The following is a 14,881-nucleotide window of genomic DNA, read 5'->3' as shown; positions in this document are numbered from 1 at the left end:
CGCAAATCGTCGGATCAAACTGCAACGCGTTCACGCTGCGACCCGAGCCGAAGCGTAATGTCGCGCGGGCTGCCTTCTGCGCGCTCAAGAAACAGGCCGAGCGCTCCGAGGAAGATTTCGATAAAACTCCTGACGGACCCGTCGTGACGATCCGGCGCGCGGCCGAAACGCTGCGCCAATTTCCGATAGAGGCAGAGCCGCTCATGCGGGATATGCGGCAGGGCTAGACCCGCCGCCTGTCGCAGGCAATACCAGTCGGCGATCAGCTCGAACATGGGCAATTCGAATGACAGCGCAAGTCCATCAGACAGTTCGTGGCCATCCTGCCCAAGCAGGAGGAGAACCTCCTGCACGGTTTTGTCGGAGATTGCCGCAACGATCTCTGCCGGCCATTCCTTGCTGAAATAGCGATGTCTGATCAGCGCCCGCTTGTGGCCAAGCAGGAACCCACCATAATCACCGGCTGCAAAAGACGGGTCGTCCTCTTCACCTGCCAGTACCGTCTCCTGCGCGTAACCCTGGCAAATACGGTCATTGACCGGCAGAGCGGTCATTTCCACCGTTTCCACGCTGATGTCCTGCCGGGCTGGATGGATGACCTTGAATCCGGGAGGAAAGGCGACGAGCGAAGGGACGGCAATATTGGTGAGCGGCCTATCACCCTTCCCACCCTGCGTCACGCCCTCGACATGCAGGTGCCCGCTGAAATGGACGGTTAACCCAGCCCGCACCAGCGCGTCTTCCACCGCCTTGCGTGGCGTACGGCGCACGACATTGGTTTCACCGAACAGGGCACCTTCGGCACGGCTTGCTCCGTCGAAGGGATCGAGCACCGGATAATGGGAAAAGCCGAGCAAGGTCTTGCCGAACAGCTCCGCCCTGTGGTGCACGTCGGCAATCCAGTCAATGATGAAGGGCTTGCAACGCAGGAGCGCGTTCCAGCCACCCGAAGTGCTGTCGGTAAAGGCGGCTTCCTCACCTCGCTGAAAGACACCGTCGAGCGGCTCGAAAATATTCGCATCGATCATCAGTAGCCAGAGGCCCTCTTCCGGCTCGACAAGATAGGAGGCGTCCATCAAGCGATAGACATTCCGCCCATCGGGAGAGCGCACGTCGTAGAGCCGGTCTTCCGGCGCGTCGGACGCGCCGAAGGGCGTCTCCCAATGCAGATAATCCGGCTGGCGGAAATAACCGAAAGCCCCCATCGGATCGAGGCCGGCGGGATAACCTTCGCAGTACATGCGGTCGGTTATGACGACCCCTTCCCCGGTGCGGCGCGCATCGCTGGAAACCAGGACGCCTCTGCCGTTCTCCGTCAGGAATTCCTTGGTGTGATTTCGGCCGCAAGGGCCGAAAATGTCATGGTTCCCGGGCAGCGCATAAAAAGCGGTGCCATGGGTATCGCGATGGCGCTCCAGAATGCCCTTCAGCGTTTCAGTCGTCACCCGCTGGCCGTCATCGGTATAATCGCCGAGCAGCACCACATGGCGAATGCCACGCTGGCGCACCTCTTCCAGCGCCGCATGCAATGCATCCGCGCTCTCGTTGAAAACCCGGGTGGATTCACGCGTTTCCGACCAGCTACGCATGGTGATGCGCTCGCCTTCGATTTCGATGCCGGGAAACCCGAAATCCGCTGAAGTATCATGAAAATGCGCATCGGCAATGACGGCAACGGAAGGCAGCATATGTGTCAGCATGATTGCGCGATCTTTCTGCCCTCAACCAAGTCGATCCATTCGGAAGCACGGCGGGCGGCGGCATAAAGCATCGGTTTCGGCGTCTCGAACCATTCGTCAGGCCGCAATTCCCGTTTCGTGCGGATCACGGCCAGCGCATCGTCGAGTGTCGGATAAAGGTCGGGCTGCTGCTTGTGCAGGAAAAGCGCCACCAGCGAGACGGAACGGCTGCGGCCGCTGCGGCAGTTGACAAGCACATTGCCGCCATCGACAAAGGGATAAGTCTCCCGCTTAGGCATGGTCTGGCGAAGTGCGCCATCGAGTATGTAATAAGCGCCCAGCATCATGGTGTCAGGGCTGCCATCGCCGTCGATCAGGCCAAGCTTGTAATAGCGGATGTCACCATAACCCACAGCCCGCCGGTCGCCTTCTTCGGCCATCGTCTGCACGAGATTGATATCAAGATTGACGGCGCAATTAACGACGGTCGTAATGCCGTGCCGGCGCAGAAGCTCCCGGTCGCCAGCACCATCGCTGCCGCCGATGTAAAGGGCGGCATTATGCGGACCGAGCCCTTCCGCAATCAGGCTGATTGCCGGGCGGGCATAAACGGGTCCATCCATTTCATTCCTCCACATGCGCGAACACCCCGAACAGGTGTTCGCCTGAAATCAGGCCGAGGCGGCGCGCTGCCGGTCCGACGGCGTCCTTTCGGCAAGGGGTATATTCGCTGCCTGGCTGACGCCTCTGGCAACACCGCGGGCCGCAGCCAGAACAGGCCCGCCATCCCGAAGACTGCCAATCTCCAGAAATGGGCAGACATCGCCGCCAGCTTCGCTGACGAGTAGCAAGCCCGCAAGACAATCCCATGAATTCATATGTAATTCGAGATAGGCGTCGGAACGACCGTCGGCCACATAGGCAAGTGCCAGCGCTCCAGAGCCTGCACGACGAACATTGCTGCCCATATCGAGCAGGTTCCTGACGATATCGAGATATGTGGAATTCGCGACCCGGGTCGACCAGCCCATCTCGATCGATGACGCATCAAAGCGCGTCGTTTCCGCGGTTTGAATCGGCTGCCCGTTGCGCGTTGCTCCTTCACCGCGACGCGCGAAATAAAGCTCGTCAAGCGCAGGATTATAGATCGCGCCGATTTCCGTTCGCCCCTTCTCGACATAAGCAATGGAGATGCAGAAATGCGGGATGCCACGCGCGAAATTCGCGGTGCCGTCAACGGGATCGACGACCCACACCCGATCGCCGATCTCACCGCCGCCTTCTTCACCAAAGAAACTATCGTCTGGGAAACAAGCCGAGATCGCCCCGCGAATATGCGCCTCGGAAGCCGCATCGGTCACAGTCAGAAAATCCTGCGGCCCCTTCATGGAGAAGCTTCGTGTCGCCTCACCCTGAAAACCTTTGAGCACCAGTTCGCCGGCGGATAAAATAACGCTGCGGCACAGTTCAGCGCGAGCTGCCAATGTATCCGGATAGGGCATCGAGTCCATGCGCAAAACCATTTCTTTTGAGTGAACGCGTGTTCATATTGCACACGCGTTCATTAATTTCAAGAGGGTTTTCTCGGTCAAACATGACTATCGAATGACAAAGTATCGGCATGTTCATTCCGGAAGCTTGCAGGTCTGTTCGCGAGGCAGCGCAATGACTGCGAGCAACAGCCAATGGAACGGTTTTGCAACGCGGGAGTTTCGTTCCTGTAAACCACGACAGGAGGAAAAAATGGATCATAGCAATCACGTACGTCTGGTTGAAACCGAACTGACGCCGTCGGTTCTAGAAGGCGCGACCGTCTATGGCGCCGATGACCACAAGGTCGGGAAGGTTGACCACGTACACGGCGTCGGCGCCGGCAGCACGGCGATCATCGATGTCGGCGGCTTTCTCGGCATCGGCGCAAAGCCCGTCGCAGTTCCGCTCAGCGACCTTGACTTCATGCGCGATGAGGACGGCGATGTCCACGCAGTGACCTCATGGACGAAGGATCAGTTGAAGGACATGCCCGAGCATCGTCACTGAATGCATCCCACCAGATTTCAGAAGCGCCCGGCCATTGCCGGGCGTTCGTTTATTGGGGCACACCCCGCCCCGCACCGCTTCCGCCTGCAAATGGAACACATGCGCATGTCACGCATTTTCACGTCGCGCAATAAATGGTTGCAAGGCATTCAAGGGGACAACAATTGAACAGTCAGATTCAGGCCAGCCCACTGAGCATTGACGACGTGACCGTCATCGATGACGAGAAGGTCAAAAAAGCCGTGACGGCAGCCGCCCTCGGAAATGCCATGGAGTGGTTCGATTTCGGTGTTTACGGCTTTGTCGCCTACGCCGTTGGCAAGGTCTTCTTTCCGGAGGCTGCCCCCGCCGTTCAGACAGTGGCGGCACTTGCGACATTTTCGGTGCCGTTTCTCATTCGTCCGCTAGGTGGCGTTTTCTTCGGGGCGATGGGCGACAGGTTCGGGAGGCAGAAAGTCCTCTCTCTCACCATTATCATCATGGCGGCCAGCACCTTCTGCATCGGCCTCATTCCGGGTTATGCGACCATCGGCATCTGGGCCCCTATCCTTTTGCTGCTCTGCAAGCTCGTTCAGGGCTTTTCCGTGGGCGGGGAATATACCGGTGCGGCCATCTTCGTGGCGGAATATGCGCCCGACCGCAAACGCGGTTATCTCGGCAGCTGGCTCGATTTCGGCTCGATTGCCGGTTTTGTGCTTGGCGCGGGGCTGGTGGTGCTGCTCAGCACCGCCATGGGTGAGGCGAAATTTCTTGACTGGGGCTGGCGCATTCCGTTCTTCCTTGCCGCTCCGCTCGGACTGATCGGCCTTTATCTTCGCCACGCCGCGGAGGAGACGCCGGCTTTCACCGAACGCCTTCACCGCGCTGAAGAGGAGGACCGTCAGTCGCTGAAGGAACGGCCCATGGTCCCCATCGCGGAGATCACCAGCAAACATCTCCGTTCGCTGGCAATCTGCATCGGCATGGTTCTCGTCACCAATGTCACCTACTACATGCTGCTGACTTACATGCCCACATACCTGTCAAAGACGCTGAATTACAGCGAGGATCACGGCGTCCTCATCATCATCGCCGTCATGGTGGGTATGCTGTTCGTCCAGCCGGCCATCGGGCTTTTGAGCGACCGGATAGGCCGCAAACCTTTCCTCGCTGTCGGCAGCACGGCGATCTTTTTTCTCTCGCTACCGGCTTTCCATCTCATCGCCAGCGGGCAGGTGGTCCAGATTTTCTTCGGCTTGCTTATTCTCGCCGTCGCGCTGAACTGCCTGATCGGAATCATGGCCTCGACCTTGCCCGCCCTGTTCCCGGCGCGCATACGCTATAGCGCCCTGGCGATCGCGTTCAACATCTCGATCATCGTCGCCGGCCTGACTCCAACGGCCACGGCCTGGCTGGTGGAAGCGACCGACAACATCTATATGCCGGCCTATTACCTCATGGTCGCCGCTGTCTTCGGCATTGTCACGACCTTCTTTCTGAAAGAGACGGCGAACCGGCCTCTCTATGGCGATACGCCCAACGCCTCCAGCCGCAAGGAGGCGAAATCGCTTCTCGCCGCGCAATATCTGCACATCGAAAAAAGCGTTGAAGAGATTGACGAGGAGCTTCTCAAACTGGAACAGCAGAAGGAAATTCTGCAGGCGAAACGCAGTCAGCTCGTCGGCCGGCACCCGGACCTGAACTAACTCCATCCGTCATAGATGAAATGCGCGGGCAATGCGTATCGCACCCCGCGCATCGATTTTTTCAGGTTTCAATAGGCCTGCGCCGAGAGCAGCTGTTGTTTTGCTCAAACGGCGAGGAAGCCGCCGTCCACTGGCAATACGGCGCCGGAAATCATCTTGCTGTCATCGGAAAGCAGCAGCGCGATGCTCTGCGCCACCTCTTCCGCTTCTGCGAAGCGATTGAGCGGATGACGCACCATCATAGGCTGGCTTTTGACCGGATCGTTCCACGCTTCCGCAGCCAGTTCAGTGAGTGTGATGGTGGGCGCGACGGCATTGACGCGAATACCATGCGGGCCAAGTTCCTTGGCAAGCACGCGGGTTGCGCCCTCAAGCCCGGCCTTGGACGCCGCATAACACAGGTGATCCTGAAAGCCGCGATGCCCTGCAATCGAGGTGATGTTGACGATGGCGCCGCCGCCGCCCCTTGCAACACGCGCGCGGGCGAATTCCTGGCAGGTGACGATGGCTGCGCGCAGATTGATGCCCAGCACGGCCTCGTAGCCTGCATCGCTCATGTCAAGCACACTTTCCAGCACGTTGATGCCGGCGCTGTTGATCAGGAAATCGCAGGTGCCGGCTTCGGCCATGGCGGCGCGGGTGGCGGCGACGTCGGCAAGATCGGCTCGGATCGAACGGCCGCCGATTTCGCTTCTGAGGCTGTCGAGATCGGACTGCGTGCGGCTGATCGCCACGACCTCCGCACCACGTGCGGCCATCAGCTGCGCGCAGGCGCGGCCAATGCCTTTGCCTGCGCCGGTGATGATGACGGATTTTCCGGAAAACTGCATGGAATCCTCGTTATTTGCGGCCAATGCGGCCGGATGATCTAAGCTTGTGACGCGGCTTAGGAATGGCTGGCGGCGCGAATGGCGCGCGCTGCGTTCTGCAACGCAAGAAAGGCGTCGTAGCGTGCCTGATGAACCTTCTGGAAAGCGGGATCGGGAGCCGCACAGCTGGCGATACGCGACATCGCGGGCATCGCCGCCATCAGGTCCGGATAGGTTCCGGCGGCGACGGCGCCCAGCATGGCCGAACCAAGCAGCACCGGCTCCTCGCATTCGGTCAATTCGACGGGAAGCCCGGTCGCATCGGCCAACAACTGCCGTGCAAGCGGGTGGGCACCCGCACCGCCGCTGATACTGATGGTTTCCACCGGCGCGCCGTTGCGGGCCTGCGTTTCGATGATCTGACGAAGCCCGTAACCAAGGCCGAGAAGCCCGGCCACATAAAGCGCGACAAGGGAATCCACGCCGGTTTCCATGCCATACCCGGCAACCACCGCGCGGGCATGGGGATCGGCGAAGGGTGCGCGGTTGCCGAGAAATTCCGGCACCACATGAAAATCCTCTGCAAGCTTTGCTGCGGCGGAAGCGGATTCGGCGAGGCCGAGGGCGCGGTCGGCAAGCCAGACCGGTAAGGCTTTGCCATCCTTCTCGGCAAGCACTTTCGCTTCGGGGACTGCCGGATGTAGCTGAACCAGATAATCGATGGCCGCACCGGCAGCGGACTGACCGCCCTCATTCAGCCATGCGCCGGGAACCATCGCGGAGTAATAAGGACCCCAGACACCCGGCACGAAAGCGGGTTCGGCAGTGGTGGTCATGGTGCAGGAGGAAGTGCCGAAGACATAACCAAGGCATTTCGAAGCATCACCACCGGCAGCCACCGTGCCGACACCACCGGCATGGGCATCGATGAGGCCCGCCGCAACGGCGGTACCAGCAACCAGCCCCATAGCCTTTGCCGCATCTTCGGTTAGCCCAGCGCCCAGCGCCGTACCGGGATGGACGACGCTCTCACCGATGCGGCGAAAGCCCTGCTCCGCCAGATCTCCTAGGCCGATCTTGGCGAAATACTCCGCATCCCAGCGGTTTTCGTGGGCGAGATAGGTCCACTTGCAAGTCACCGTGCAAGCGGAACGATCGAGCGCGCCGGAAGCCTTCCATGTCAGAAAATCCGTCAGGTCGAAGAAATGCTCGGCGCGCGTATAGATTTCCGGCCTGTTTTCGCTGAGCCACAGCAGCTTGGGCGTCTGCATTTCCGGGGAAATGCGGCCGCCGACATATTTCAGGACGGCATGTTCGCCCGCATTGATGCGCTCCGCCTGTTCAACGGCGCGGTGGTCCATCCAGACGATGATATCGCGTTCGGGATGATCGGCAGCGCCGACCGGCAGGGTCTCATCATCTGGCCCGCGGACAACGAGCGAGCAGGTTGCGTCAAAACCGATGCCGGCGACCTCAGCCGGATCGATACCAGCGCGCGAAACGCTTTCCCGCACGCTATCGCAAACCGCCTGCCAAACCTCTGCGCTCGATTGCTCGGCTATGCCGCCGTCTTCTCGATGCATGCTGATCGGGCGCTTGGCGGTGGCCAGGAGCTTACCCGCCGCATCGAAGACACCGGCCCGCGCCGAGCCGGTCCCGACATCGACGCCAACAAGATAGGAAGCCATTTGCGATACTCCTCGGAGCGGATCATCCGGTGCTTGAACAGATTTGAGCGGCGGAACCGTTTCAGGCTTCCCGCCGCTCCAGACGTTTTTAAACGCGGTCAAAGTTGGTCGGCAAGACCAGCATGTCGCGGATGGTGACGGTCCGCTTGCGCGTCAGCATGTAGACGACGGCATCGGCCACTTCGCTCGCATCGATCAGGCTGCCGGATTCCTTGGCCTTGCGGAGGTTTTCCTCCGGCCAATCGGCCAGCAGTGCAGAAACGACAGGACCGGGAGAGACCTGGGCAACGCGCACACCGTGCGGGATCATCTGACGGCGCATGCCCTGCACGAAGCTGGTGATCGCCCATTTCGAGCCCGAATAGACCGGTTCCCAATAGGTCGGGAAGTGGCCGGCAATCGAGCAGGTGACGATAATATCGCCCGTCTTGCGCTCCGACATGTGCGGCACGACGGCATGAACATTCTTCATGACGGCGTTGACATTGAGATTGAGCATCTTGTCGATGGCTTCAGGGGTCGTTTCGGTGAGATCGCCGCCGATATAGGTGCCGGCGTTGCAATAGAGAATGTCGATATGATCGACCTTCTTGAGGATCTCAGGGATCATCGCGTTGCAGCTGTCGGCATCCAGCAGATTGGTGACCTGCGGGATGGCACGGTCGCCGAGCTTGGCGACCAGATCGTTCAGGGCTTTCTCATTCCAGTCGACCATCACAACTGTCGCGCCCTGTTCCAACAGCGCTTCTGTGGTGGCAAGCCCGATGCCGGATGCGGCGCCGGTGATGACCGCAATCTTGCCTTGCAGCGATTCAGACATTTAATTCTCCTGCGTTTATGAAGATATTTCCGGGCCGGCTCAGCGCCATTCCCGTCCGATATAGATGGCCAGCAGGATGATGCCGCCCTTGATGACATCCTGCAGATAGGGGTTGATGCCCATCAGGTTGAGGCCGTTATTGAGAATGCCGAGCAGCACCGCGCCGATGAGCGTGCCGAGAATGAGGCCCCTGCCGCCGGCAATCGCCGTGCCTCCGAGAACAACGGCCGCGATGGCATCGAGTTCGAAGCCGACACCGGCATTGGGCTGACCGCTCATCAGGCGGCCGGTGAGGATCAGTGCCGCAAATGCTGCCGTGACGCCGGAGATGCCATAGACGGCAAGCTTGACGCGCTGGGTCTTCACGCCCGAAAGACGGGCTGCCAGTTCGTTTCCACCGAGCGCATAGACGTGGCGGCCGAAAGCGGTGCGCTGCAACAGCACCCAGGCGATGGCGTAGATCACCACCATGATGACGACTGGGACGGGAACCACACCGATACGGCCGACACCGAACCAGGAAATCCAGCTCGGAATACCGCTGACGGGGTAGCCGCCGGAATAGATAAGGCCAAGGCCACGGGCCATGCCCATGGTGGCGAGTGTGACGATGATGGCGGGCATCTTGCCCCAGGCGACAAGCGCCCCGTTGAAGATGCCGATACCGAGACCGATGAACAGGCCGGCCGGCAGCGCAATTGCAGGCGAGAGGCCGGTGTTCACCATCAGGCCAGCGGAAAGCGTTCCGATAAGCGCCATGACCGCCCCGACCGACAGGTCGATGCCGCCGGTCAGAATGACGAAAGTCATGCCAACGGCCAGAATGCCAACGACGGAAACCTGCCGCAGCACGTTCATGATGTTGTTGAGGCTGAAGAAATTGTCGCTCGCAAGCCCCATCAGGATGGATACGACAATCAGACCCGCCAGCGGCAGGGCGAGCGGCGAGCGCAGCATGGCACTGAGACTGAAACCGCCCGTTTTCGCGGCAACGCCGGTGTTTGCATCAAGCGACATGTTCAACTCTCCCGGTGGTGGCGTTTGTCATTATTGTTTCTGAATTGATGTCGTCTCCCTCGACCGTGGCAACGATGCCGCCGGACCGGAAAACGCAGACCCTGTCGGACATGCCGATGACTTCCGGCAGTTCCGAGGAGATCATGATGATCGAATGGCCCCTGGCAGCAAATTCGCGCATCAGCGAATAGATTTCTGCCTTCGCTCCGACATCGATGCCACGTGTCGGCTCATCGAAGATCAGCACGCGCATGTCGTGGTTCAGCCAGCGCGCGATAACGATCTTCTGCTGGTTGCCGCCGGACAGCGTGTCGACGCGGGCGTAAGGCCCTTGTGCCTTCACCTGCACCTGCGCCATGGCCTTTGTCGTGTACTCCAGTTCCTTCTTGAGATCGAGGAACCAGTGCGCCTTGCGGTATTTGCCGTAATTGTTGAGCGAGATATTCTGCAGGATGGAGAAGCTGGTGATCAGTCCCTCCTCCTTGCGGCTTTCCGGCAGCAGGCCAATGCCGCGCGTCAGCGCATCATCGGGGCCTGACAAACGCGTATCGACGCCATCGAGCTTGATCTTTCGGCGCGTCGCGGAATGCGCGCCGAGCATGGCGAGAACTGTTTCCGTGCGGCCTGAACCAACGAGCCCGGCAAAACCAAGAATTTCGCCCTTGCGCAGCGCGAAACGCGAAACAGGGCCGCCCTTCTTCAGTTGCAGCTCCTCGACTTCGATCACCTTCGCGGCGGAAGGATCGAGTTGCGGCTTCGGCGGGAAGCTGGCTTCGATGCGCCGGCCGACCATCATTTCAACCAGGCGGTCATTGTCGACCTCCGACGTCAGGCAAGAGCCGATCAGCTCGCCATCGCGCAGGACGGTAATGCGGTCGCAAATCTCGAATATTTCTTCGAGGTGGTGCGAAATGAAGATGATTGCCACGCCCTGACGGCGCAGCTCGCGCATGACCTTGAAAAGGTGCTCCGTCTCGGAAGGCGTCAACGTGGCGGTGGGTTCGTCCAGTATCAGAATGCGGGCATCCAATGACAAGGCCTTGGCGATTTCGACAAATTGCTGCTGGGCGACGGAAAGGCGGTGCACCGGGACGTCAAGCGGAACATCCACGGCGAGCCGGCCCATGATTTCGGCTGCGCGCTTGCGCATCGCGCCCTTGTTCAGAAGGCGCAGCGGCCCGCGGATTTCGCGGGCAAGGAACATGTTTTCAACGGCGTTGAGATAAGGGATCAGGCTGAATTCCTGAAACACGATGCCGACACCGGCGGCAATCGCCTCATCGTAATTGGCGAAGCGGCGATCCTTGCCGTCAATGCGGATCGTTCCTTCCGAGGGCTGCAGGATGCCGCTCAGGATCTTCATCAGAGTCGACTTGCCGGCGCCGTTTTCGCCCAGAAGCGCATGCACCTCGCCGGCGCGCGCCTCAAGGTCGACGCCACGCAGGACTTCGATCTTGCCAAAGCTTTTTCTTATTCCATTCAGTTCCAGCATTTCACCCTCCTCAATGGTCGGGATTTAACCCCGCCCCCGCATAAAGCGGGGACGGAGCCTGGGAGGAGTTCTTACCAGCTGAACTCGCCGGCGTTCTTGCTGTCGACGACCATAACGTCGATCGGGACTTCCTTCGGCACGACGCGAGCGCCCCACTTCTGGGCGAGCGCCATGGCAAGGCCGACACGCACCTGGTCACGCGGGAACTGCGCGGTGGTTTCGATGAAAGGACCACCCTCGGCAATCGCCTTCACAGCTTCCGGAGCACCGTCGACCGAGGTCAGCTTGATGTCCTTGCCGGAACCCTGAATAGCAGCCAGAGCGCCCATCGCACCGCCATCATTCACCGAAAAGATGCCGGCGAGGTTCGGACGCGACTGGATCATGTTTTCAACGACGCCCAGAGCGACGGAGCGGTCCTGACGGCCGTTCTGTGTATCGACCAGCTTGATCTCGGGGAATTCGGCGAGTGCGGCCTTGCAACCTTCGACGCGCTGAAGGATCGGCACGACCGGGATACCGTCGAGGATCGCGACTTCACCCTTGCCGCCGAGCGCGTCACCGAGATGCTTGCACGACTTGTAGCCCGCGTCACGGTTCTTCGAGCCGACGAAGGTATCGACCGGGCCATTGGCGTTGGCGTCAACCGCAACGACGATTGCGCCGGCAGCCTTGGCAGCGTGCACGGCGGCTTCGATGCCGGCGCTGTCGGTTGGGTTGAGAAGCAGGATGTCGATCTTCTGCTGAAGCATATCTTCAACGTCGGAAATCTGCTTTGCCACATCGTGGCCGGCATCGGTCACGACAACGTCAGCGCCGATGCTTGCCGCAGCTTCCTTCAGCGCTTCCTGCATCGACACGAAATAGGGGTTGTTCAGCTCCTGGAAGGTCATGCCGATCTTCAGCTTTTCCTGCGCCAGCGCCGGAGCGGCCATCATTGCAATTGCGGCTGTCGCCATCAGAAACTTGGATTTCATTTTCATCTCACTCTTCCTCCCATTAGGAAAGTTGGGGCAACAAGTGCCCGTTTCCGGACAGACCTCTGCCCGAATTGGTAAAAATCGGCGATGTGTCGCTGGTTTACTCCGCCATAACAGCTGCCTTCTGGGCCGCAAAAATGGTTCGGAACCTCGACGGTGACATTCCCTTGAGTTTCAGGAAATGCCGGTTGAAATTGGAAAGATTGGAAAAGCCAACATCGTAGCAGACCTCGGCCACCTTCACATCCTGATCCGCCAGCAACATCTGGCAGGCAAGATCGATCCTTAACTGATTGCGATAGCGCACCAGCGTCGTGCCGGTATGACGCTTGAAGGCCCGGGAGAAGGCGCTCGGGCTCTGGCCCACCATGTCGGCGAGATCGATTTCCTCCACCTGTTCGGTCAGATGCTCGCGCAGATGAGAGAGGGCGCGATTGATGCCGCTGTCGCCAATCCCGGTCAGATCCAGTTCGTAGCTGAGGCTTGCCAGCACCTCGGATGTCGGCGCATTGACCAAGAGATCGAGAATTTCCCAGAAAAGTGCCAGACGCGTCAGGCCCTGCGCCTCGATAAGCCGAAGGATCAGCGGACGAACGCGATCGCTCGTCTCGTCGTCAAAGAGAATACCGCGACGGCTGCGATCCAGCAGGCCGCGCACCACTTCCATCTCGGACATGGAGGCGCAGGCATCCTCGATAAAACTCTCCGGAAACTGGATCACGAGGGAACGCGTCGGCACGATTTCGTCCGGCTCGATCTCGCTGATCCAGTTCTGGGGGAGATTGGGGCCGGTCATGATGAGCTGGCCGGGGCCGAAACGGCCGACGAAATCACCGATATAGAAGGTGCCTGACGTCGCGACGACCAGATGAATTTCATATTCGGGATGATAATGCCAGCGCACGGTACGGAACGGATAGCCATGCCGCCAGGCAGCGAAAGATTCGCCCTTGCGGATGTGCACCAGTTCCAGATCGGGCTGCATCATGGTTCCTCCCATCAGTCACGTCCGCCGCATTTGCGAAGCGAAGCCATTCCTCTTTATGGCTCGTCCCAGGCGTTGATGAGGAGCATAGGGCGGGCCGCGGCAAAACATCCACATCACGCCGGAGAAATTACCGATACTTTTTTGACTGTTTTTTGCGAGAAATTGAATAGTGCCTCAACGTGATTGACAGCCAACGTTGCGGAGAGCCTGTTTTTTTTGCTCAATTTGCCGTGATGCGCCCAAACAATTCTCAACAGGAGGCGATCTGTGATGAATTTTTGGAGTAGGGCCTGCCTGCCACAGGCAGACCCTACTTATACTTTTCCGCGCACCTTTCGCCGCTTATGCATCAGCGAGCGAATGTCTGGCACTTATTGCGGCATCACTATCTGCAGTTTGACGTCCGTTTCCCGCGCTTCCACCGCACGGTCGAAACCGGCAATACTGTCTTCAAAGGGAATGGTCGCAGAAATCAGCGGCTTCAGATCGACCTTGCCGGATGCGATGAGCGCTACGGCGCGATCATAGACATTGGCGTAGCGGAAAACCGTTTCGACCCGAAGTTCCTTGGCCTGAAGGCCGACAATATCGACCGGAACCGGATCGACCGGCATACCGACGAGCACGATTGCGCCGCCCGGTCGTGCGAGGGCGGCAACGCCAAGAATGGCAGGGGCAGCGCCCGAGCATTCAAAGACGATATCGCAGCCCCAGCCGTCCGTCGCCTCAGCGATCGCTTCGGCGAGGTTGCGCTCGCGGATATTGACGGTCTCGATGCCATCGTAAGAGGCGATGATATCGAGCTTGGGCTGGGCAAGATCGGCTACGATGACCTTCGCGCAGCCGCCCGCGAGCGCGGCAAGCGCCACCATCATGCCGATCGGACCGGCGCCTGTTACCACGGCGACATCGCCCGGCTGGATGCGGGCACGCAGCGCCGCCTGCATGCCGATGGCAAAGGGCTCCACCATGGCGCCTTCCGCAAAGGACACATTGTCCGGCAGCTTGTACGTAAAAGCAGCGGGATGAATGACTTCCGGCGTCAGGCAACCATGCACAGGGGGCGTCGCCCAGAAACGGACGGCCGGATCCACATTGTAGATGCCGAGCTTCGACGCGCGAGACGTTGCGTCGGGAATACCCGGCTCCATGCAAACACGGTCGCCAGCCTTGAGATGCGTTACCTCGGCGCCGGTTTCGATCACCGTTCCAGAGGCCTCGTGCCCGAGCACCATCGGGGCGTTGACGACGAAATGTCCGATTTTGCCATGTGTATAATAATGGACGTCGGAGCCGCAAATGCCGACCGTGTGGGTGCGGATACGCACATCCTTCGGTCCGAGTTTACCGGGAATGTCAAAGTCCCTGAGCGCGAGCTTCCCTTTTTCTTCCAGCACCAGTGCCTTCATCTCATCCTCCGTGGTTTACGATACGCCTGGCAGCGAATTCAGTCAGCGTGATGGCGCGTAACCTCGGCAAAAGTAAACAGAAATCCGCCGGAACAACCGGTTTTTCTTCGCACAGGAAAAACTGTATCGAGGAGCCTGCAATTTCTCATCACTGCCGCGATGTCGTGTCCTTTCCCGAGCCGGACATGAGGACTGATTCGTCTGCCGGAGCTATTCGCCCGGCACGGCGGCGATCTGGAATGCGGCGTGCTGACAGCGCGTCGACAGCCAGAAG

The 14,881-nt window shown here is 59.6% G+C and carries 13 protein-coding genes; 2 read left to right on the top strand and 11 right to left on the bottom strand.

Going from position 1 to position 14,881, the window contains the following annotated elements; genetic code table 11:
- Positions 1–14: 14 nt before the first annotated feature.
- From K7A42_RS02620 to K7A42_RS02610, 3 genes are read right to left on the bottom strand one after another with little or no spacing between them, the layout of a single operon-like run.
- Positions 15–1,700: a metallophosphoesterase family protein gene (locus K7A42_RS02620; RefSeq protein WP_112555497.1), complete on the bottom strand. Its 1,686-nt coding sequence runs from the start codon at positions 1,698–1,700 to the stop codon at positions 15–17.
- Positions 1,694–2,302 carry a dual specificity protein phosphatase family protein gene (locus K7A42_RS02615; protein ID WP_006698666.1) on the bottom strand — a complete coding sequence of 203 codons (609 nt, stop codon included), beginning with the start codon at positions 2,300–2,302 and terminating at the stop codon, positions 1,694–1,696. The genes K7A42_RS02620 and K7A42_RS02615 overlap by 7 nt, the downstream gene beginning before the upstream one ends.
- A 48-nt stretch (positions 2,303–2,350) precedes the next feature.
- Complete coding sequence (locus K7A42_RS02610) at positions 2,351–3,190, bottom strand: inositol monophosphatase family protein (RefSeq protein ID WP_035208568.1); 840 nt, start codon at positions 3,188–3,190, stop codon at positions 2,351–2,353.
- A 232-nt stretch (positions 3,191–3,422) separates the two neighbouring features.
- Between K7A42_RS02610 and K7A42_RS02605 the strand changes: the two genes are divergently transcribed.
- Together K7A42_RS02605 and proP are read left to right on the top strand one after the other, a co-directional pair.
- Complete coding sequence (locus K7A42_RS02605) at positions 3,423–3,719, top strand: PRC-barrel domain-containing protein (protein ID WP_004438228.1); 297 nt, start codon at positions 3,423–3,425, stop codon at positions 3,717–3,719.
- A 164-nt stretch (positions 3,720–3,883) separates the two neighbouring features.
- Positions 3,884–5,404, top strand: coding sequence for a glycine betaine/L-proline transporter ProP (proP, locus tag K7A42_RS02600; protein ID WP_004438219.1), 1,521 nt, complete (start codon positions 3,884–3,886; stop codon positions 5,402–5,404).
- 104 nt (positions 5,405–5,508) lie between these two features.
- Here proP and K7A42_RS02595 read toward each other — a convergent pair whose 3' ends face one another.
- The 8 genes from K7A42_RS02595 to K7A42_RS02560 all read right to left on the bottom strand — a co-directional run bounded on the left by K7A42_RS02595 (position 5,509) and on the right by K7A42_RS02560 (position 14,607).
- Complete coding sequence (locus tag K7A42_RS02595; protein WP_006698669.1) at positions 5,509–6,234, bottom strand: SDR family oxidoreductase; 726 nt, start codon at positions 6,232–6,234, stop codon at positions 5,509–5,511.
- A gap of 56 nt (positions 6,235–6,290) precedes the next feature.
- A complete protein-coding gene (locus K7A42_RS02590; RefSeq protein WP_112555495.1) occupies positions 6,291–7,901 on the bottom strand; it encodes an FGGY-family carbohydrate kinase in 1,611 nt (536 codons plus the stop codon).
- Positions 7,902–7,989: 88 nt separating this feature from the next.
- Positions 7,990–8,721, bottom strand: coding sequence for an SDR family oxidoreductase (locus K7A42_RS02585; protein WP_004438213.1), 732 nt, complete (start codon positions 8,719–8,721; stop codon positions 7,990–7,992).
- A gap of 39 nt (positions 8,722–8,760) precedes the next feature.
- A complete protein-coding gene (locus K7A42_RS02580; RefSeq protein WP_004438211.1) occupies positions 8,761–9,738 on the bottom strand; it encodes an ABC transporter permease in 978 nt (325 codons plus the stop codon).
- Positions 9,728–11,230: a sugar ABC transporter ATP-binding protein gene (locus K7A42_RS02575; protein WP_112555494.1), complete on the bottom strand. Its 1,503-nt coding sequence runs from the start codon at positions 11,228–11,230 to the stop codon at positions 9,728–9,730. The genes K7A42_RS02580 and K7A42_RS02575 overlap by 11 nt, the downstream gene beginning before the upstream one ends.
- Positions 11,231–11,301: 71 nt before the next feature.
- Positions 11,302–12,213, bottom strand: coding sequence for an ABC transporter substrate-binding protein (locus K7A42_RS02570; RefSeq protein ID WP_004438208.1), 912 nt, complete (start codon positions 12,211–12,213; stop codon positions 11,302–11,304).
- 97 nt (positions 12,214–12,310) lie between these two features.
- A complete protein-coding gene (locus K7A42_RS02565) occupies positions 12,311–13,195 on the bottom strand; it encodes an AraC family transcriptional regulator (RefSeq protein ID WP_004438205.1) in 885 nt (294 codons plus the stop codon).
- Positions 13,196–13,569: 374 nt separating this feature from the next.
- Positions 13,570–14,607 (bottom strand): NAD(P)-dependent alcohol dehydrogenase, encoded by a 1,038-nt coding sequence (locus K7A42_RS02560; RefSeq protein WP_004438202.1) that lies wholly within the window; start codon positions 14,605–14,607, stop codon positions 13,570–13,572.
- Between the last annotated feature and the right edge of the window lie 274 nt (positions 14,608–14,881).

The organism is Agrobacterium sp. InxBP2 (genome assembly GCF_026191755.1).
In the GTDB taxonomy this organism is placed as follows: domain Bacteria; phylum Pseudomonadota; class Alphaproteobacteria; order Rhizobiales; family Rhizobiaceae; genus Agrobacterium; species Agrobacterium pusense.
This window is presented reverse-complemented; position numbering and strand designations above follow the sequence as displayed.